This is a genomic window from Geodermatophilus sp. SMS 5-13 (assembly GCF_059428245.1).
The window spans coordinates 992,153-1,010,305 of sequence record NZ_CP165729.1; the positions used below are offsets into that span (position 1 = coordinate 992,153).

Consider the following 18,153-nt stretch of genomic DNA (forward strand, 5'->3'; position numbering starts at 1 on the left):
TCGGGGCTGACACGCGCATCTCGGAGGCGGCCTTCACCTGACGGGCCGTCGCATACGTTGCCGCCATGGTCAGCGAGGGCGTCCTGCACCGCGAGCCCGTCCGCCCGCGCCTGCGGCGGTGGCAGCGCCGGCTGCTCGTCGTCCTCGGCGTGCTCGTGCTGCTGGTCGCCGTCCTGCTGGGTGGGGGCGGCTGGTACTACGCCGGGCAGATCGAGACGGAGGCGCTGGCCGCCGACCACGCGGACGAGCCGCAGCACTACGACCTCGTCGTCGTGTCACTGGACGGGTCGTCGGTCGTGCTGCGCCGGACCGACGGCGACCCCGACCCCGACCCGCTGCTCACCGGCGACGTCTACGGCCTGGTCTGGCCCGGCGGCGCCGGCGTGCTGAGCGGCGAGCCGAGCGGGCAGGACGGCGCCCGCGTCACCCGCACGCTCGGGATCACCACCGGGACGCCGCCCGGCCCGGGCACCCCCGCGGCGCTGAAGGCCGACGTCTGGGCCGATCCGCGGGCCGCCTACGGCATCTCCTACGAGGACGCCGCCTTCCCGTGCGCCGGGGGCGAGTGCCCCGCCTGGTACGTCCACGGGCCGACGGCGACCTGGTTCATCGGGGTGCACGGCAAGGGCTCCTCGCGCACGGAGCCGCTGCGGGCGGCCGGGCCGGCGATCTCGGTCGGCATGCCGGTGCTGCTCATCGGCTACCGCAACGACCCCGACGCGCCGGCCGACCCGAGCGGCCGGTACGGCTACGGCGCGACCGAGTGGCGCGACCTCGAGCAGGCCGTCGCGTTCGCCGTCGACCACGGGGCGGAGCGCGTCGTCCTGTTCGGCGCGTCGATGGGCGGCGCGATCGTCGCGTCGTTCATGGCGCACTCGGAGTCCGCGGCGCTGGTCAGCGGGGTGGTCCTGGACGCGCCGGCGCTCGACCTGCGGGCGGCCGTCGCCTACGGCGCGAGCCGGCGGGAGCTGCCGGTCCTCGGGACGCCGATCCCCGGCGTCCTCACCGCGACGGCGGAGTGGATCGCCGGCTGGCGCTACGACCTGGACTGGGACGCCGTCGACTACCTGCCCGGCGACTGGCTGCACGTGCCGGCGCTGGTCTTCCACGGCACCGCCGACGACACCGTGCCGGTCGCCACCAGCGACGAGCTGCGGGCGGCGCACCCGAACCTGGTGGAGGAGGTGCGCGTCGAGGGTGCCGGGCACGTCCGCTCCTGGAACACCGCGCAGACGGCCTACCAGGCGCGCGAGACCGCGTTCCTCAGCTGCGTCGGCTCGCGGACGTCGTTCTGCCCCAGCGCCGGACTGGGCACGATCCGGGACGACGGAACCCCGTAGGTTGCGCGGGGTGCGCGTCCTCCAGGCGAACATCTGGGCCCGCTGCGGCCCCTACGACGTCCGGGCCCGGCTGCTGCGTCAGGAGGTCGGCCTGCTGGCGCCCGACCTGATCGCCCTGCAGGAGGTCGACGCCGGCCCCGGGTCGGGCAACCAGGCCGAGGAGCTGTTCGCCCCGCTCGGCTACGAGGTCGTCTTCGAGCGCCGGGACGGCGACTACCGCGGCGACCCCGGGATCGCGGTGGCCACCCGGCATCCCGTCCGCGGCCGGCGCGTCATCGAGCTGCCGCACGGGGGAGTGGGGCTCGCCGTCCGGGTCGCCGTGGGCGAGGCGCACTTCTGGTTCTGCTCGGCCACGACCGCCCGCGGCTGGCCGCACCAGGAGGCGCTGCGCGAGGACGCCGTCGTCGCCCTGGACGCCGGGCTCACCGCGCTCGCCGCCGGCGACGAGTACCCGCCGATCCTGGCCGGCGACTTCGACGCGACCCCGGAGGCCGCCAGCATCCGGTTCCTCACCGGGCTGCAGAGCCTGCAGGGCCGCAGCACCTCGTGGGCCGACGCCTTCGCGCTGGCGGGGGAGGGCGAGCCCGCGACGTGGTCGTCGGCGAACCCCTACGTCGCGCCGTTCGCCGCTGCGGTGTTCGCCCAGCCGGAGCACGCCCGCCGCATCGACTACGTCTTCGTCGGCTCGCCGTTCACCTGGCGGCCGCGGGTCGTCGTCCGCTCGGCCCGGGTGGTGCTGAAGGGCGACGCGCGGGCCGCGCCCTCCGACCACTGGGGGCTGCTCGCCGACCTCGAGCTCGACGGCATCGCCCTCGGCGGCGGCCGCGGGCTCGAGGCCTGGGACGACACCGCGCGCCTGCTCTGGCCGGATCGGCCGTGACCGCGGGCTACAGCGGCACGCCGCTGCCGGCCAAGCTCGGCATCAAGGCCGGCAGCCGGGTGCTGCTGGACGGCGCACCGGACGACGTCCCGCTCGACGGCCACCGCCGCCCCGGCCGAGAGCCGTACGACGTCGTCCTGCTCTTCGCCCCGGACGCCGCCCGGCTGCGCAGCCGCTGGCCGGCGCTGGTCCCGCGGCTGGAGACGGCGGGGCGACTGTGGGTGTGCTGGCCCAAGAAGCGCAGCGGCGTGCCGACCGACCTGACCGAGAACGTGATCCGCGACTTCGGCCTGGCCGAGGGGCTGGTCGACGTCAAGGTGTGCGCGGTCGACGCGACGTGGTCCGGGCTGGCGTTCGTGCGGCGGCTCCGCGACCGTTGACGTCAGCGCGCGCGTGCGTTCCGTAGCAGTCGCAGGTCCGTCGCGCTGTGAACTGGCCGAGGGACAGGGTGCCCCGACCGGCCGGAGAAGCGGAACCGCCCCGTGCGCTCCGGGTTCCGGCGGTTGCGGAGCGCTGTCATGCTGCCCGCGCCGTCGGCTGAGTCGCGGCCGGCATCGCGCAGCGGGGGATCCGAACTGTCCGGACTGCGAGAGGAACACCCGTGCGACGTGCAACGCTCCGTCATGCCCTCGTCCTGATCACCGCCACCGCCTTCGTCGTCACCGGCGCGCCCGCGGCGCTCGCGCACGGCGACGGCCACGGCGACGGCCACGACGGGAACCACCGCGGAGGGGACATCCAGACGGTCGAAGTGGTGGGCGACGGCGACTCGGTCACCGTGAACGGCGGGACGAAGGCGACCGTGCGGGAGGGCACGATCCGGTTCGAGGTGTCGACGACCAACGGGACGGACGGCAGCGCGGTCGAGCTGTTCAGCCTGCATCGCGGCGCGACGCTCGACGAGTTCTTCAAGGACCTGGCCGACCAGTTCAGCTCGGACCTGAAGAAGGCGGCGGCGTCGACGCGAGCGATCGACGACGAGGCCACCTTCCACGGGCTCGCCGACGTCGCCAGGAACACGCCGCTCGTCGTGACGACGAGGCTCCGGCCGGGCACCTACAACCTGATCGACCTGGCCACCTACAACGGCGGCACGGTGCCGGCCTCGACGCTCACGGTCACCGGGGACGGCGACCGGCACGGCCGCGGCGGCGTCAGCAGCGACGTGCGCGTGCGGACCGTGGACGAACGCTTCCGCGCCCCGCGCGTCTGGCCGGACGAGGGCACCTACTCGTTCGAGAACCGGGACGACACGCCGCACTTCATGATCCTGCAGCCGGTGAAGGCGGGGACGGACGACGACGACGTGGCGAAGGCGCTCATGAGCGAGAGCGCGGCGGAGCCTGCGTTCATCGACAACAGCCGGCCGACCGTCGGCAACGAGGTCGTCTCGCCCGGCCAGCGGATCAAGGTGACCTACGACCTGCCGCGCGGCACCTACGTGCTGCTCTGCTTCGTCGCCGACGAGGAGACCGGCATCCCGCACGCCGTCATGGGCATGCACCTCGTCGTCGAGCTGAGGTGACCCCCCGGTGGGGCGCGGCGGCTCAGCCGCCGCGCTCCACCTCGGCCTGGACGACGCCGCGCAGCGCGGTCAGCAGCGACGGGTCGGAGGCGTCGCCTCGCTCGATCGCGCTGCGGGCGGCGTCGGGGAAGACGCTGGTGTCGACCTCGTCGAGCCAGGTCACGTCGCCCGCGACCCGGCGGCCCACCTGCAGCTGCCCCTCCCGGGGCCGCAGCACGTACTCCTCGCCGTCGAGCTTCATCGTCACGAAGTCGCTCATGCCAGCGCCCTACCCGACGTGCGGGCGTTGCACCCACGGCAGGATCGCCGCGTGGACGGCGAGGAGTTCTGCGAGGTCGTGGTCACCGCGGACGACGTCGACTGGCTGGCCGGGTTCACCCGCACGCTGGTCGAGGAGCGGCTGGCGGCCTGCGGGCACACGATCCGGGAGGTCCGCTCGATCTACCGCTGGCAGGGCGCCGTCCACGACGAGGCGGAGGCCCGCGTCGCGCTGCACACCCGCCGCGCGCTGGTGCCGGCGATCGTGGCCCGCGCCGGTGAGCTGCATCCCTACGACGTCCCCTGCGTGCTCGCGCTGCCGGTCGTCGGCGGCAACCCCGCCTATCTGGAGTGGCTGGCCGCCGAGACGCGGGAGGCCTGAGCCGCGCGTCCCGGACCGACACGCCGTCGGGGTTCACCCGATCGGGGCCGACCGCGTGGCGGAACTGAACAACCGGGTGCCCCCGGCCGATGGTGATCAGGAGAGGAGCGCCGGGGACGACGCTCCGCGGATTCGGGAGGGCGCGTGCCAGCACGAGCGGCGAACCAGGCCGTACGGGTCGACGCGGTGCTCGATGCGCTGCCCTCGCCGACCCTGCTGCTGGCTGCCGACGGCACGGTGCTGCTGGCCAACGCGGCCTGGAGCGCCGTGACCGAGGGACCCGCCTCCGACCGGATCGTCGTGGACGTCGAGCAGAACTACTTCGACACGGCGCTGCGCCGGCGGGACGACGCCGCGACCCGCTCGGTGATCGAGTCGCTGCGGGAGCTCTCCCGCGGCGAGCGCGGGGCCGTCTCCGTCGACTACGCGGTGCCGCGGCCCGACGGCGCCCGCTGGATCCACCTGCAGGCCTCCCGGGTCGACGAGGCCGGGCAGATCGTCGTCACGCACACCGACATCACCGGCCGGGTGCACGCCGAGCGGACGTCGGCCTGGCAGGCCCGCCACGACCACCTCACCGAGCTGCCCAACCGCGCGCACCTGCACGAGCTGATCGACGAGGAGCTGCAGCGGCGCGGCCGCGGCGCGGTCGCCGTCCTCTTCCTCGACGTCGACGGCTTCAAGGAGGTCAACGACTCGCTCGGGCACGAGGTCGGCGACGAGCTGCTGCGCCAGCTGGCCGCGCGGCTGACCGGCCGGACCCGCGCCGGCGACACGGTGGGCCGGCTCGGCGGCGACGAGTTCGTCGTCCTCTGCCGGGACTGCGACGCCGCCGGCGCCGAGGCGCTCGCGGCCCGCTTCCAGAGCGCCTTCGAGGAGCCGTTCGCGCTCGGCACGCGCACCGCGCGGCTGACCGCCAGCATCGGCATCGCCACCACCGGCTCCGACGGCGCGCCCGCCGTCCGCTCCACCGACCTGGTCCGGGACGCCGACCTGGCGATGTACGCGGCCAAGGCGGCCGGGCGCAACCGGGTGCGGCTGTTCACCACCGACCTGCGGCACGCCGCCGAGCACAAGGCGCTGCTCGCCGCCGAGCTGCGCGACGCCATCGACGACGGCCAGCTCGTGCTGCACTACCAGCCGATCATGTACCTGCCCACCGGCGAGTGCAGCGGCGTCGAGGCGCTGGTCCGCTGGCAGCACCCGGAACGCGGCCTGCTGCCGCCGGGGGCCTTCCTGGCGGCCGCCGAAAGGCAGGACCTCGTCGCCCCGCTGGCGCGCTGGGTGCTCGGTGAGGCCGCCCGGCAGACCGCCGAGTGGAACGGCCGGGGCCTGCAGCTGGTCACCGGCGTCAACGTCAGCGCCAGCCACTTCGCCACGGGGACGCTGGTGGACGACGTCGCCGGCGCGCTCGCCGCCGCGGCGCTGCCGCCCGAGCAGCTGATCCTCGAGCTGACCGAGACCTCGGTCGCCGACGATCCCGAGCGCGCCGCGGCGCAGTTCGCCGCGCTGCGCCGCAGCGGGGTCGAGGTCTCCATCGACGACTTCGGTGCCGGTTGGTCCTCGATCAGCCAGCTGATCAACATCCCGACCGGCGTGATCAAGGTCGACCGCAGCCTCGTCGCCGGCGTCACCGGTCGCCGTGGCTCGGCGGCCGCGGCGATCGCCGCCGTCGTCGGGCTGGCCGCCGCCTGCGGCGCGCGCACGCTGGCCGAGGGCGTGGAGACCGCCGAGCAGCTCGCCCTCGCCGCGGAACTCGGCTGCACCTTCGCGCAGGGCTACCACATCGCCCGGCCGATGACGGCCGACGAGCTCGAGCGCTGGATGTCGGTCTGGCGCCGCGCGCCGCGGCTGTCGGCATCCCCCGCACGCTGACCTCGACCGGGGTTGTGCGCGCGGTCGGCCTTCCGTTGCCCTCGACGGCCGACTGAGCGCACAACGACCACTCCGGCAGGCGCGACTACCCTCGATGAACGTGGCCGCTGACTTCTCCGTCGCCCTGGACGAACTCGACACGACCCTGAAGTCGATCGAGGCGGTCCTCGACGTCGACAAGCTGCGTCGCGACATCGCCGAGCTGGAGCAGCAGGCCGCCGCCCCCGACCTCTGGGACGACGTCGAGAAGGCGCAGGCGCTGACCTCGAAGCTCTCCTACCTGCAGGGCGACCTGCGCCGGGTCGAGGAGCTGCGCCGCCGCCTGGACGACGCCGCCGTCCTGCACGAGCTGGCCGAGGAGGAGGGCGACGCCGGCAGCCTCGCCGAGGCCGACCGCGAGCTCGAGGGGCTGCGCAAGGAGATCGACGAGCTCGAGGTCCGCACGCTGCTCAACGGCGAGTACGACTCCCGCGAGGCGCTGGTGACCATCCGCTCGGAGGCCGGGGGCGTCGACGCCGCCGACTTCGCCGAGATGCTCATGCGCATGTACCTGCGCTGGGCCGAGCGGCACAAGTACACCGTCGAGGTCTACGACATCTCCTACGCGGAGGAGGCCGGCATCAAGTCGGCCACCTTCGCGGTCAAGCACCCCTACGCCTACGGCACGCTCTCGGTCGAGCAGGGCACCCACCGGCTGGTGCGGATCTCGCCGTTCGACAACCAGGGCCGCCGGCAGACGTCGTTCGCCGGTGTCGAGGTGCTGCCGGTCGTCGAGCAGCTCGACCACGTCGAGATCCCGGAGAACGAGATCCGCATCGACGTCTTCCGCTCCTCCGGGCCGGGTGGGCAGAGCGTCAACACGACCGACTCCGCCGTCCGGATCACCCACCTGCCCACCGGCATCGTCGTCTCCTGCCAGAACGAGAAGAGCCAGATCCAGAACCGTGCCGCCGCCATGCGCGTGCTGCAGGCGCGGCTGCTGGCCAAGCGGCAGGAGGAGGAGCGGGCCGCGATGGACGCCCTCAAGGGGGAGGGCAGCAGCTGGGGCAACCAGATGCGCTCCTACGTGCTGCACCCCTACCAGATGGTCAAGGACCTGCGGACCGAGCAGGAGACCGGCAACACCACCGCCGTCCTGGACGGCGACCTCGATTCCTTCATCGAGGCCGGCATCCGCTGGCGCCGTCAGCAGGAGACCGTGCCCGCCTCCTGACCGTTCCGGGCCGCTGATCACGGGGTTCGGAAAATCACCTCCGGAGCGTTCCGTGGCGTACACGGCGCCGAGTGGTGGGGGACCGGTACCGTGGAACCTCGTGATCGAAATGCAACACGTCACCAAGCTCTACCCGGCCAGCGGACGGCCGGCCCTCGATGACGTGTCCACCGAGATCGAGAAGGGCGAGTTCGTCTTCCTCATCGGGTCCTCCGGTTCGGGCAAGTCGACCTTCCTGCGGCTGCTGCTGAAGGAGGACGACCCCACCAAGGGCACGATCACGGTCAACGGCCAGACGCTCAACACCATGAGCAAGTGGAAGGTGCCCAAGCTGCGCCGCACCATGGGCTGCGTCTTCCAGGACTTCCGCCTGCTGCGCAACCGCACCGTGGCCGAGAACGTCGCCTTCGCGCTCGAGGTGATCAACAAGCCGCAGCGCACCATCAAGCGCGTCGTCCCCGAGGTGCTGGAGATGGTCGGGCTCGAGGGCAAGGCCGGCCGCATGCCGCACGAGCTCTCCGGTGGTGAGCAGCAGCGGGTGGCGATCGCCCGCGCGTTCGTCAACCGCCCGCTCGTGCTGCTCGCCGACGAGCCGACCGGCAACCTCGACCCCGAGACCAGCGAGGGCATCATGCTGCTGCTGGAGCGGATCAACCGCACCGGCACCACGGTGATCATGGCGACGCACGACTACCACATCGTCGACTCCATGCGCCGGCGCGTCATCGAGCTCAACGGCGGCGTCATCGCGCGCGACCAGTCGCGCGGCGTCTACGGCGTGGGCCGATAGGTGCAGGGCCGCTGACACCCGCTCACCGAGCGACACCTACGACAGGAATTCCATGCGCGTCAACTTCGTGCTCTCCGAGGTGGCCACCGGGCTGCGTCGCAACCTGACCATGACGGTCGCGATGATCCTGACGACGGCCATCTCCCTCGGGCTCATGGGCACCGGCCTCTTGATCGCCGGGATGATCTCCGACATGAAGGAGATCTACTACGACAAGGTGCAGGTCTCCATCTTCCTGGCCGACGGCGTCACCGACGAGCAGCGGGACGCGATCGCGGCCCAGCTCGACGACTCGCCCGAGGTCGCCAGCTACGTCTACGAGTCCAAGGACGAGGCCTACCAGCGCTTCCAGCAGCAGTTCAGCCAGCAGCCCGAGCTGGTCCAGAACACGCCGCCGGACGCGCTGCCGGAGAGCTTCCGCGTGGAGCTGGTCAACCCCGAGCGCTACTCGGTCATCGCCGCGGAGTTCCCCAACGGGCAGAACGGCGTCGACCAGGTCCGCGACGAGGGCGACTTCCTCGACCGGCTGTTCAGCCTGCTCAACGGCGCGCGCAACGCGACGATCGCGGTGGCCGTCGTGCAAGCCCTGGCCGCGTTGCTGCTGATCTCCAACACCATCCAGCTCGCGGCCTTCAACCGGCGCAACGAGACCAACATCATGCGGCTGGTCGGCGCCTCCCGCTGGTACACCCAGCTCCCGTTCATCCTCGAGGCCGCCGTCGCCGGGCTCATCGGCGCGCTGCTCGCCGTGGGCGGGCTGGTGCTCACCAAGGTCCTCTTCGTCGACAAGACGCTCGCCGGTCCGATCAAGGCCGGGATCATCCCGCCGGTCGACTGGGGGGCGATCGCGACGATCAGCCCGATCATCGCCGCGGCCGGCGTCGGCCTGGCCGGCATCGCCGCCTACGTGACGCTGCGCCTCTACGTCCGCATGTAGGGAACTGCCGCACGAAGCGGCTTCGCCCTGTGGCGACACACCGTCCCGACGACGGTGTGTCGCCACACTGCGTTCGTGACCCTGATCACCACGCGAGACCGGTGTGTGAGCCGGATTACTGGCGGGTAGTTAGCGGGCGTTCCCCGAAGGCGTGGAAAGGGCTGATCGAGACATGCGCGAACGGTTGCGCACCCTGTGGCACGGACTCTGCCCCTGCGGGGAGTGCCGGTGAGCGCCGCGGAGCGGGCCACCGCGGTCGCCGTCACGCCGCTCTGGCTGGCCTGCACGGCCGCCTGGGGAGCGACGTCCGCGGTGCTGATGACCTGGTCGAAGGTGCAGAAGAGCCTGCCGCGCTGAACGAGCGGGACGCCGTCCTCGGTAACCTGGGGTCATGCCGCGTGAACAGGGGCGGAAGCTGATCGCCCAGAACAAGAAGGCGCGGCACGACTACTCGATCCTCGACACCTATGAGGTGGGCCTGGTGCTCACCGGCACCGAGGTGAAGAGCTTGCGTGCCGGCCGGGCCTCGCTCGTCGACGGGTTCGCCACCGTCGACAACGGCGAGGTCTGGCTGCAGCACGTGCACATCCCCGAGTACACCCAGGGCACCTGGACCAACCACGCGCCGCGGCGCAAGCGCAAGGTGCTCATGCACCGGGCCGAGATCGACAAGCTCATCGGCAAGACCAAGGAGGGCGGGCTCACGCTCGTCCCGCTGGACCTGTACTTCAAGGACGGCAAGGTCAAGGCCACCCTGGCGCTCGCGCGCGGCAAGAAGTCCTACGACAAGCGGCAGGACCTCGCCGAGCGCGACTCGCGCCGGGAGATCCAGAAGGCGTTCGGCCGCTACGTCAAGGGCCGCCGGTGATCGGGACCCGCTGGTGAGAGGCATCGCGTACGACCGGTTCGGGGACGTCGACGTCCTGACCGTGCGCGACGACCTGCCCGAGCCGCCGGTCGGGCCGGACACCGTGCTCGTGCGCACGCGGGCCGCCGGCGTCAACCCGGTCGACCTCGCGATCCGCGCCGGGCGGCTGGCCGGCGCGTTCCCGCACCACTTCCCGATCGTTCCCGGCTGGGAGCTGGCCGGCGTCGTCGAGGCCGCCGGCCCGGCGATCGGGAACTGGGAACCCGGCACGGAGGTCATGGCCTACGTCCGTCGGGACGACGTCCAGTGGGGAGCCACGGCCGAGCTCGTGCCGGTGCCGGAGCGCTGCATCGGGCCCAAACCGGGGTCGCTGTCCTTCGCCGAGGCCGGGGCCCTGCCGCTGGCCGGGCTGACGGCCTACCAGGCGCTGACCTGGCACCTGAACGTCGAAGAGGGCGACCGCGTGCTGATCACGCGGGGATCCGGTGGGGTGGGCACGTTCGCCATCCAGATCGCCGTCGCGCTCGGCGCCACGGTGGTGACGACGGCGAGCGCCCGGAACGAGAGCTACGTGCGGTCGCTGGGCGCCGCCGAGGTCCTCGACCACACGGCTGGTCCGGTGAGCGAGCAGCTGGCCGAGCCGGTCGACGCGCTGCTGGACCTGGTCGGCGGCGAGGCGATGCACGACGCGGTGAAGGCGGTGCAGGTCGACCCGCCGCGCGGCATCCGCCTGGCCTCCGTCGTCGACACCGCGATCACGGAGCACCTCGGCTCCTACGTGTTCGTCCACCCCGACGGCGAGGGCCTCGGCGAGCTGGCCCGCATGGCCGACACCGGCCACCTGCGGGTGCCGATCGCACGCGCCTTCCCGTTGGAGGAGACGGCCGCCGCACACCGGCTGGTGGCCGAGGGGCACGTGCGCGGCAAGGTCGTCGTCACGCTGTGAGCGTGCAGCCGCCGGCCGACGACGCCGACGTCCCGCGGTACTGGCGCGAGCTGGGGCTGCCCGGGCTGATCGACGCGCACGTGCACTTCCTGCCCGACCGCGTGCAGGCCAAGGTGTGGAAGTTCTTCGAGGACGCCGAGGCGCACTACGGGGCGCACTGGCCGATCGCCTACGCGATCCCCGACGACGAGCGGCTGGCGGTGCTCGAGCAGCTCGGCGTCCGGGCCTTCCCGACGCTGCCCTACGCGCACAGGCCCGGGATGTCCGCCTGGCTCAACGACTGGTCCGCGGAGTTCGCGCAGCGGGACAAGCGGGTGCTGCAGTCCGCGACGTTCTACCCGGAGCCGGAGGCGCCGGCCTACGTGGCCGAGGCGCTCGACCGCGGCGCGCGGGTGTTCAAGGTGCACGTGCAGGTCGGTGCCTTCGATCCGCGGCACCCCCTCCTCGAGCCGGTGTGGACGCGGCTGGAGGAGACCGGGACGCCGGTGGTGATCCACTGCGGCTCGGGGCCGCTCGCCGGCGAGCACACCGGGCCCGAGCCGATGACCGGGCTGCTCGAGCGGCACCCGCGGCTGCGGCTGGTGATCGCCCACCTGGGCATGCCGGAGTACGGCGCGTTCCTCGATCTCGCCGAGCGCTACGAGCGGGTGCACCTGGACACGACGATGTTCGCCACCGACTTCACCGAGCGGCTGATGCCGTTCGATCCGGCCGACCGGTCGCGGCTGGCGGCGCTGCGCGAGAAGGTGCTCCTGGGCAGCGACTTCCCGAGCATCCCCTACCCGTACGCGCACCAGCTCGCGGCGCTGCACCGGCTGGACCTGGGGGAGGAGTGGCTGCGCGCCGTGCTGTGGGGCAACGGCGCCCGACTGTTCGGAGTGGAGTCCTGATGCCGCGGTTCACGCTCACTTCCGCCGTCCTGGGGACGCCGGACCCCGCCGCGCTGGCGACCTTCTACCAGGAGCTGCTCGACTGGCCGTTCGGGTCGACCGAGAAGGGCTGGGTGACCCTCCGCCCCGACGGCGGCGGCCCGGGGCTGTCGTTCCAGGAGGAGCCCGACCACGTGCCGCCGGCGTGGCCGGCCGGCCCGGGCGACCAGCAGATGCAGATGCACCTCGACATCGAGGTCGACGACCTGGCTGCCGCGAGCGCCGTGGCCGAGGCCGCCGGCGCCCGCCTGGCCGAGTTCCAGCCGCAGGACGGCGTCCGGGTCTACCTCGACCCCGCCGGCCACCCGTTCTGCCTCTGGACCCGCGGCTAGCAATCCGGTGGCCGGGGGACGGCGGCGTCCCTAGCCTCGCTCGCGTGCCCACCGCTCCCGCGCTGCCCGAGGGCCTGACCTCGCGGCCGCTGACCCCGGACGACGTCGACGCCGTCGCCGCGCTGCTCGAGGCCGCCGAGGAGGCCGACGACACCGGCGAGCACTTCGACGCCGACGACCTCACCGAGTGGTGGGTCAACGAGCTGGTCGACCTGCGCCGCGACGGGCTGGCGGTGCACGGAGAGGACGGCGCCCTGCTCGGGTACGCCACCGCGATCGCGCCGCCCACGTTCCGGGACGCCTTCGCCGTCCACCTCGAGGGGCGGGTGCACCCGGCGCACCGCGGCCGCGGCATCGGGCGGGCGCTCCTGGCGTGGCAGCTCGAACGGGGTGCGGAGCTCCACGCCGAGCGGCATCCCGAGGCGTCGGCCCGTCTGGCGGTCGCCGTCCCCACCACGATGCCGTCGCTGGAGGCGCTGGCCCGTCGCGCGGAGCTCACCGCGGTGCGCTGGTACCGCATGATGGAGCGCCCGCTCACCGACCTGCCCGACGTCCCGGCGGTCTCCGGCGTCGACCTGGTGCCGTTCACCTGGGACCGCGACGACGAGGTCCGCCGCGCGCACAACGCCGCGTTCACCCAGCACCACGGGTCCAGCGAGCGCGACCCGGCCTCGTGGGAGGTCATGTTCACCGGGCAGCGCGCCTTCCGGCCGGACCTGTCGATGCTCGCGCTCGCCGACGGCGCCGTCGTCGCCTACACGCTGGTCTACGTCTACGAGTCCGACACCCGCGCCACCGGCGTCCGCGAGGCCCACTTCGGCCAGATCGGCACGCTGCCCGAGGCGCGCGGCCGCGGGCTGGCGAGCGCGGCCATCGTGCGGTCGATGCGGGTGGCCGCCGATTCGGACTGCCGGATCGCCGGCCTGCAGGTCGACAGCGACAACGTCACCGGCGCGCTGCGCCTCTACGAGGGCCTCGGCTTCACCACCCGGCGCAGCCAGGTCTCCTGGGCCCGCGCCCTGCCGCCGGTCCGCGCGTAGTTAGGGTGCGGCGCATGGTCAGCGTCGAGCACCCCGCCCTGGATCCGCGCGTGGTGGCCCGCGCCCACCGTGCCGTGGAGCCGGTGCACAACCACCTCTACTTCGCCCCCGAGCACGACGAGCACCTGACCGGGGTGGGCCTGCGGCCCGGGCGGATGTGCTACTTCGCCGGGCGGGCGGCGCCGATGGGCGCGGTCGGCCCCGGCGTCGTGGCGGCCACCTTCTACAACTTCGCGCCGGCGCTGGTCGCCCGGCACATCCCACGCGCCTGGACGCTGGCCGCCCCCGAGCAGGTGGTGGCGGCCCGGTTCGAGGCGGCGCGAGCGTCGCTGACCCGGCTGCTCGGCGCGGACGTGGCCGGCTCCGCGGAGGTCGCCGAGCTGGGCGAGCTGGTGCGCGAGGCGTGCCGCGCGCTCACTCCCGAGGCGCGGCCGCTCTACGCCGGGCACGCCGACCTGCCCTGGCCGGAGGAGCCGCTGCTGGTGCTGTGGCACGGCGCGACGCTGCTGCGCGAGCACCGCGGCGACGGGCACCTCGCCGCCCTGCTGCGCGCCGGGCTGACCGGGCTCGAGGCGCTGATCACGCACACGGTCACCGGCCGCGGGTTCACCGAGTCCGGCGCCAAGGCGACCCGCGGCTGGAGCGACGAGGAGTGGGCCGCCACCCTGGCGTCGCTGACCGAGCGGGGGCTGCTCGCCGACGGGCAGCTCACGCCGGACGGCGCGGCCCTGCGCGCGCAGATCGAGGTGGAGACCGACGAGATGTCGGCGGCGCCCTGGGAGCACCTCGGCGCCGAGGGCACCGCCCGTGTGGTCGAACTGGGCAAGGCGCTCTCCGCCCGGCTGGTCGCGGCCGGCGCCTACCCGAGCGGTCTGCTCGCCGGGCGCTGATGACCGCACCGCGGCTGCCCGAGGCCTCCGGCGAGGGACCGGTCGCCGAGCTGGTGCGGGCCCGCCGCGGCGGCGAGCTCTCCACGCTGGACCGGCTGCTGCTGCACAGCCCGCCGGTCGCCGAGGGCTGGAACGCCCTGCTCGGCGCGCTGCGGTCGGGGACGACGCTGCCGGCCGACCTGCGCGAGCTGGTGATCCTGCGGGTGGCGGTGCTCAACGGCGCGGCGTTCGAGTGGGCGGCGCACGAGCCGATCGGTCGCCGCGCCGGGCTCGCCGGCCTGCAGCTGCGGGTGCTGCGGTCCGGGGGCGACGAGCGGGTCTGGTCACCCGCGCAGGCCGCCGTCCTCGCGTTCACCGACGCGTCCACCCGCGCGGTCGACGTCCCCGACGACGTCTTCGCCGCCGTGCAGCAGCACCTCGACCAGCGGCAGGTGGTGGAGCTGACCGCGCTGGTCGCCGGGTACGCGATGGTGTCCCGCTTCCTCGTCGCCCTGCGGGTGCCGCCGCCGGACGGCGAGGTCGCCGGCTGACGGGCGCTCACCCGCCCGGGGGGTGGCGTGCTGGACACGGCGTGTCACGATGGACGACGGCCTCCGCGACGAAGGCCCGCGACGACAGGGGAGGGCCGAGCGATGCGCAGCGAGCCTCCCAGTCCGAGTCCCGAGGTTCTCCCCGCCTGACGCCGGGTCGGCGTGGGGGAGGACCACTCCGGCGTCCCCCGTCCCCGCGTCGTCCCGGGAGCCCGTCATGGCCGACCGCCGCACTCCGCTGACCGCCCTCTCCACGCTGGCCCGCCGCCCGCGGGTGGAGCCGCGTCCGACGCCGCCCGTGTCCGTGACGACGGCGGACCCGCGTGGCGCCTCGTCGAAGATCGTCGACAACGCCGTCTACTCCGGCGGCCGTCGCGTGGCCACGCCGGCGACCGCGGCCGACAGCCGGGAGGAGCTGGCGCACGGGGAGGACCGCCTGGTCTGGCTCGGTCTGTACCGGCCGGAGCCGGCGGAGCTCGGCGAGCTGGCCGAGCAGTACGACCTGCCCGAGCTGGCGGTCGAGGACGCGATCAAGGCGCACCAGCGGCCGAAGTTCGAGCGGTACGGCGACACGCTGTTCGTCGTCCTCAAGGCTGCCCGCTACGTCGACGAGCTCGAGGAGGTCGAGTTCGGCGAGCTGCACCTCTTCCTCGGCCAGGAGTTCGCGATCACCGTCCGGCACAGCGAGTCGCCGGATCTGTCGCGGGTGCGCCGGCGGCTGGAGAGCGAGCCGGACCTGCTGGCCAAGGGCAGCGAGGCGGTGCTCTACGCGATCCTCGACGCCGTCGTCGACGGGTACCGGCCGGTGGTCGACGGCCTGTCCAACGACATCGACGAGATCGAGGCCGAGGTGTTCCGCGGGGACCCGCGGGTGTCGCGGCGCATCTACGAGCTGTCCCAGGAGGTGCTGGACTTCCAGCGGGCGGCGCAGCCGCTGACCGGCATCCTCGCCGCGATCACCGCCGGGTTCGACAAGTACGGCGTCGACGAGGAGCTGCGCAGCTACCTGCGCGACGTCGCCGACCACGTCGTCCAGGTCAACGAGCGCGTCGAGGGCTTCCGGCTGCAGCTGCGCGACATCCTGACCGTGAACGCGACGCTGGTCGCGCAGCGGCAGAACGACGAGATCCGCGAGCTGACCGAGGCGAGCATCGCGCAGGGCGAGGAGGTCAAGAAGATCTCCGCCTGGGCGGCGATCCTGTTCGCGCCGACGCTGGTCGGGACGGTCTACGGGATGAACTTCGACTTCATGCCCGAGGTGCACTGGCACCTGGGCTATCCCTTCGCCCTGGTGCTGATGCTCGGGGTGAGCCTGACGCTGTACCTGGTCTTCAAGCGCCGCGACTGGATCTGAGGACCGGCCTTCCCCCCACGCCTCGCGAGCTCGGCGCGGGCCCCTGAAGCCCGGCCGCTCCAGCACGTCACCTGGCCGCGCGCGGCGGGGAACATCCGGCGGCCGGCCGCGGTTATGCTGGCTGCACAACTACACAGGGGGTGAATGGTCTCGACTGCGGTCGTTTGACCAGGGGAAGCGAGCCGAGGAAGGCAACGATGAGCTCGTTAACCACGCGTTGCAAACAACACAAGCGCCGACTCCAGTCGCGCTGACTTCGCTCTCGCTGCCTGACGCAGCGTAAGCGGGTCTGTCAGCCCGGGTTCGTCATCGATCCGGATCCTGGCATCAGCTAGATGACTCACCGTGCGTGCCGGTCGCGGGCGCGTACGGGACATCGCACAGCGACTGGGCCCGTCACACCGACTTGTCCGTGAGATCGGTGGGGCCGAGCAGAGGCACAGCGGACTGCGCTCGGAGAAGCCCTGGACTGGCGTCGTAGGACGCGGGTTCGATTCCCGCCACCTCCACCCAGGGGTTCTCCCCGAAAAGCCGGATTCGTTTCCCCGAATCTGGCCAGGGGAGAACCTGCAGCTCAGCCATGTAGGGCCCGGTCGTCAGACCGGGCCCTACATGCGTCTGCGGGTGCTGACGGGGCGCCACACCGAACGGCCCGAGCGGCCTGTCAGGGTGGGGGCGAGGTGCTCCGTCCGTTGGGGTCTGTGTGCAGCTCGGCGGAGCGCGCGACTTGCATGACGGCCGTCCCCAGCGACGTGACCCAGATCGCGGCGAGCCAGGCGAACGCGGCGCCAGCGCCCGAGGAAAGGCGACGCCACCCCGACGACCGTGCAGCAGCAGCCGTCAGCAGCGCCGCGATCATCGCCACGACCCCGACGGCTCGGTAGACCTTGCGTGCTTCGGCGCGGTTGTCCGCGTCCTTGCTGCTTGAGGGAGTCCACGCCCACCGCACGGTGCGCGCGACGGCACGGGTGCCCATCCACAGCAGTCGCGGTGTTCGGGTGCCGGGTCGCGCAGTGCCGGCCGCCGCCACTCTGGCCCAACCCGTCAGCCCAGGCGGTGGTGACTCCCCATGACGCAGATAGACCGCACGGAGCCTGGTCTCTACCTCGTCTGGAGTCAGGTTCCCCTCCCGCCGGACATCCGCAACGACCTCGGCCACCTCCTGACGTCGTTCGTCAGTTCGCGCCTGGCGCTCCCGGACCGAGCCGGCCCCCGGACAGGTGCACTGCTGCTGCCAGACTCCGCGCGCCACGGAGCCTCGACCGGTCAGCGGGCATGGGGCATGGCAGTCGCACTCGCAGAGGGTCAAGGCGTGCTCGGCTCTGGGACGAGGACGCCGCACGCTGCCGACATCGACATCGGAGAAGTGCGGGCAACGGTCATGTGCGTCATGGAGGCAATGCCCGGAACGCAGCAGCTTGGCCCTGGCCACGGGATGACGGTATGCGACACGGTGCCGACGGCCCCGGAGTGCGCCCTTGCCGGACGGCCTGGCAGACGCCTCCTCGCAACGGCGAGGGGCCCGACCGGATGGTCGGGCCCCTCCTCGTGGTGGTGCGGCTACGCCGCGGCGGGCAGGTCGGCGTCCTGGCCGGCCGGCGTCCGCTCCCGGAGCCACTCGAGCTCCCACTGCGCGCGCTGCTCCGCGGTGAACATGGTGAAGCCGTGCACCCAGTTCGTGGGCTGGTGCAGCGGGTGCTGCTCGTAGGTTCGGAGCAGCGGGTTGTCCGGGCAGTGCTTACTCGCCCGGGCGTGCCAGTTCTCCAGCTCTCGCAGGTTGTAGGCGACGACGGCGGCGGTGAGTCCGAGGGTGACCAGGGTGCGGCCGGTGAACTGCATGTAGCCGCGGTGGATGTTGCCGGTGGCGTAGTTCTTCATGTTGCCGAAGACGCCCTCGACGTAGGTGCGCCGGTTCCAGGACAGCAGCCACTCGGGGCTGCCCCAGTACTGCTCCTGCTGGTACTTCATGTGCGCGCCGGCCTCGATGGTCACCGGCTTGCCGGAGCAGAACTTCAGCTCGCTCTCCGGCGGGGTGATGATCGGCAGTCCGTTGGCGCGGGCCAC

At 72.9% G+C, this 18,153-nt stretch carries 20 protein-coding genes and 1 other RNA gene; 19 read left to right on the forward strand and 2 right to left on the reverse strand.

Going from position 1 to position 18,153, the window contains the following annotated elements:
* Positions 1-65 precede the first annotated feature (65 nt).
* From AB3388_RS04885 to AB3388_RS04900, 4 genes are all read left to right on the forward strand, one after another.
* Positions 66-1,340 carry an alpha/beta hydrolase family protein gene (locus AB3388_RS04885; protein ID WP_495409634.1) on the forward strand — a complete coding sequence of 425 codons (1,275 nt, stop codon included), beginning with the start codon at positions 66-68 and terminating at the stop codon, positions 1,338-1,340.
* 10 nt (positions 1,341-1,350) lie between these two features.
* Positions 1,351-2,220, forward strand: coding sequence for an endonuclease/exonuclease/phosphatase family protein (locus tag AB3388_RS04890; RefSeq protein WP_495409635.1), 870 nt, complete (start codon positions 1,351-1,353; stop codon positions 2,218-2,220).
* Entirely contained in the window at positions 2,217-2,600 is a 384-nt protein-coding gene (locus tag AB3388_RS04895; RefSeq protein ID WP_495409636.1) for a hypothetical protein, read from the forward strand. The genes AB3388_RS04890 and AB3388_RS04895 overlap by 4 nt, the downstream gene beginning before the upstream one ends.
* A 221-nt stretch (positions 2,601-2,821) precedes the next feature.
* Positions 2,822-3,745: a hypothetical protein gene (locus AB3388_RS04900; RefSeq protein WP_495409637.1), complete on the forward strand. Its 924-nt coding sequence runs from the start codon at positions 2,822-2,824 to the stop codon at positions 3,743-3,745.
* A gap of 22 nt (positions 3,746-3,767) precedes the next feature.
* On the opposite strand, the gene AB3388_RS04905 is transcribed toward AB3388_RS04900, so the two are convergent.
* Positions 3,768-4,004, reverse strand: coding sequence for a hypothetical protein (locus tag AB3388_RS04905; protein ID WP_495409638.1), 237 nt, complete (start codon positions 4,002-4,004; stop codon positions 3,768-3,770).
* A 51-nt stretch (positions 4,005-4,055) separates the two neighbouring features.
* On the opposite strand from AB3388_RS04905, the gene cutA reads away from it, so the two are divergent.
* The 15 genes from cutA to ssrA all read left to right on the forward strand — a co-directional run bounded on the left by cutA (position 4,056) and on the right by ssrA (position 16,601).
* A complete protein-coding gene (gene cutA / locus AB3388_RS04910) occupies positions 4,056-4,385 on the forward strand; it encodes a divalent-cation tolerance protein CutA (RefSeq protein WP_495409639.1) in 330 nt (109 codons plus the stop codon).
* Positions 4,386-4,529: 144 nt separating this feature from the next.
* A complete protein-coding gene (locus AB3388_RS04915) occupies positions 4,530-6,260 on the forward strand; it encodes a putative bifunctional diguanylate cyclase/phosphodiesterase (RefSeq protein ID WP_495409640.1) in 1,731 nt (576 codons plus the stop codon).
* 100 nt (positions 6,261-6,360) lie between these two features.
* Positions 6,361-7,473 carry a peptide chain release factor 2 gene (prfB, locus tag AB3388_RS04920; protein WP_495409641.1) on the forward strand — a complete coding sequence of 371 codons (1,113 nt, stop codon included), beginning with the start codon at positions 6,361-6,363 and terminating at the stop codon, positions 7,471-7,473.
* Between the two features lie 109 nt (positions 7,474-7,582).
* On the forward strand, positions 7,583-8,263 hold the full coding sequence (ftsE, locus tag AB3388_RS04925; RefSeq protein WP_495411437.1) for a cell division ATP-binding protein FtsE: 681 nt from the start codon (positions 7,583-7,585) through the stop codon (positions 8,261-8,263).
* 52 nt (positions 8,264-8,315) lie between these two features.
* Positions 8,316-9,200: a permease-like cell division protein FtsX gene (ftsX, locus tag AB3388_RS04930; RefSeq protein WP_495409642.1), complete on the forward strand. Its 885-nt coding sequence runs from the start codon at positions 8,316-8,318 to the stop codon at positions 9,198-9,200.
* Positions 9,201-9,428: 228 nt separating this feature from the next.
* Entirely contained in the window at positions 9,429-9,557 is a 129-nt protein-coding gene (locus AB3388_RS04935; protein ID WP_495409643.1) for a hypothetical protein, read from the forward strand.
* Between the two features lie 34 nt (positions 9,558-9,591).
* Positions 9,592-10,068 (forward strand): SsrA-binding protein SmpB, encoded by a 477-nt coding sequence (gene smpB / locus AB3388_RS04940; RefSeq protein WP_495409644.1) that lies wholly within the window; start codon positions 9,592-9,594, stop codon positions 10,066-10,068.
* 13 nt (positions 10,069-10,081) lie between these two features.
* Positions 10,082-11,014 carry an NADP-dependent oxidoreductase gene (locus AB3388_RS04945; protein WP_495409645.1) on the forward strand — a complete coding sequence of 311 codons (933 nt, stop codon included), beginning with the start codon at positions 10,082-10,084 and terminating at the stop codon, positions 11,012-11,014.
* Between the two features lie 2 nt (positions 11,015-11,016).
* Positions 11,017-11,904 carry an amidohydrolase family protein gene (locus AB3388_RS04950; RefSeq protein ID WP_495409646.1) on the forward strand — a complete coding sequence of 296 codons (888 nt, stop codon included), beginning with the start codon at positions 11,017-11,019 and terminating at the stop codon, positions 11,902-11,904.
* Positions 11,904-12,275, forward strand: a complete 372-nt coding sequence (locus AB3388_RS04955; protein WP_495409647.1) for a VOC family protein — start codon at positions 11,904-11,906, stop codon at positions 12,273-12,275. Before AB3388_RS04950 ends, AB3388_RS04955 begins: the two co-directional genes overlap by 1 nt.
* Positions 12,276-12,319: 44 nt before the next feature.
* Complete coding sequence (locus AB3388_RS04960; RefSeq protein WP_495409648.1) at positions 12,320-13,315, forward strand: GNAT family N-acetyltransferase; 996 nt, start codon at positions 12,320-12,322, stop codon at positions 13,313-13,315.
* 14 nt (positions 13,316-13,329) lie between these two features.
* Positions 13,330-14,205, forward strand: a complete 876-nt coding sequence (locus tag AB3388_RS04965) for an SCO6745 family protein (RefSeq protein WP_495409649.1) — start codon at positions 13,330-13,332, stop codon at positions 14,203-14,205.
* The gene (locus AB3388_RS04970) at positions 14,205-14,735 is read left to right on the forward strand and encodes a carboxymuconolactone decarboxylase family protein (RefSeq protein WP_495409650.1); all 531 of its coding nucleotides are present in this window, start codon (positions 14,205-14,207) and stop codon (positions 14,733-14,735) included. The genes AB3388_RS04965 and AB3388_RS04970 overlap by 1 nt, the downstream gene beginning before the upstream one ends.
* Before the next feature lie 217 nt (positions 14,736-14,952).
* A complete protein-coding gene (locus AB3388_RS04975) occupies positions 14,953-16,089 on the forward strand; it encodes a magnesium and cobalt transport protein CorA (protein WP_495409651.1) in 1,137 nt (378 codons plus the stop codon).
* Positions 16,090-16,225: 136 nt separating this feature from the next.
* Positions 16,226-16,601: a transfer-messenger RNA gene (gene ssrA / locus AB3388_RS04980) on the forward strand.
* 1,048 nt (positions 16,602-17,649) lie between these two features.
* Here ssrA and AB3388_RS04985 read toward each other — a convergent pair.
* Entirely contained in the window at positions 17,650-18,153 is a 504-nt protein-coding gene (locus tag AB3388_RS04985; protein ID WP_495409652.1) for a hypothetical protein, read from the reverse strand.

Coding starts and splice junctions, on each gene's coding strand:
- AB3388_RS04975 (WP_495409651.1), top strand. CDS start 14,953: ATGGCCGACCGCCGCACTCCGCTGACCGCCCTCTCCACGCTGGCCCGC.
- AB3388_RS04955 (WP_495409647.1), top strand. CDS start 11,904: ATGCCGCGGTTCACGCTCACTTCCGCCGTCCTGGGGACGCCGGACCCC.
- ftsX (WP_495409642.1), top strand. CDS start 8,316: ATGCGCGTCAACTTCGTGCTCTCCGAGGTGGCCACCGGGCTGCGTCGC.
- AB3388_RS04905 (WP_495409638.1), bottom strand. CDS start 4,004: ATGAGCGACTTCGTGACGATGAAGCTCGACGGCGAGGAGTACGTGCTG.
- smpB (WP_495409644.1), top strand. CDS start 9,592: ATGCCGCGTGAACAGGGGCGGAAGCTGATCGCCCAGAACAAGAAGGCG.
- AB3388_RS04885 (WP_495409634.1), top strand. CDS start 66: ATGGTCAGCGAGGGCGTCCTGCACCGCGAGCCCGTCCGCCCGCGCCTG.
- AB3388_RS04965 (WP_495409649.1), top strand. CDS start 13,330: ATGGTCAGCGTCGAGCACCCCGCCCTGGATCCGCGCGTGGTGGCCCGC.
- ftsE (WP_495411437.1), top strand. CDS start 7,583: ATGCAACACGTCACCAAGCTCTACCCGGCCAGCGGACGGCCGGCCCTC.
- AB3388_RS04970 (WP_495409650.1), top strand. CDS start 14,205: ATGACCGCACCGCGGCTGCCCGAGGCCTCCGGCGAGGGACCGGTCGCC.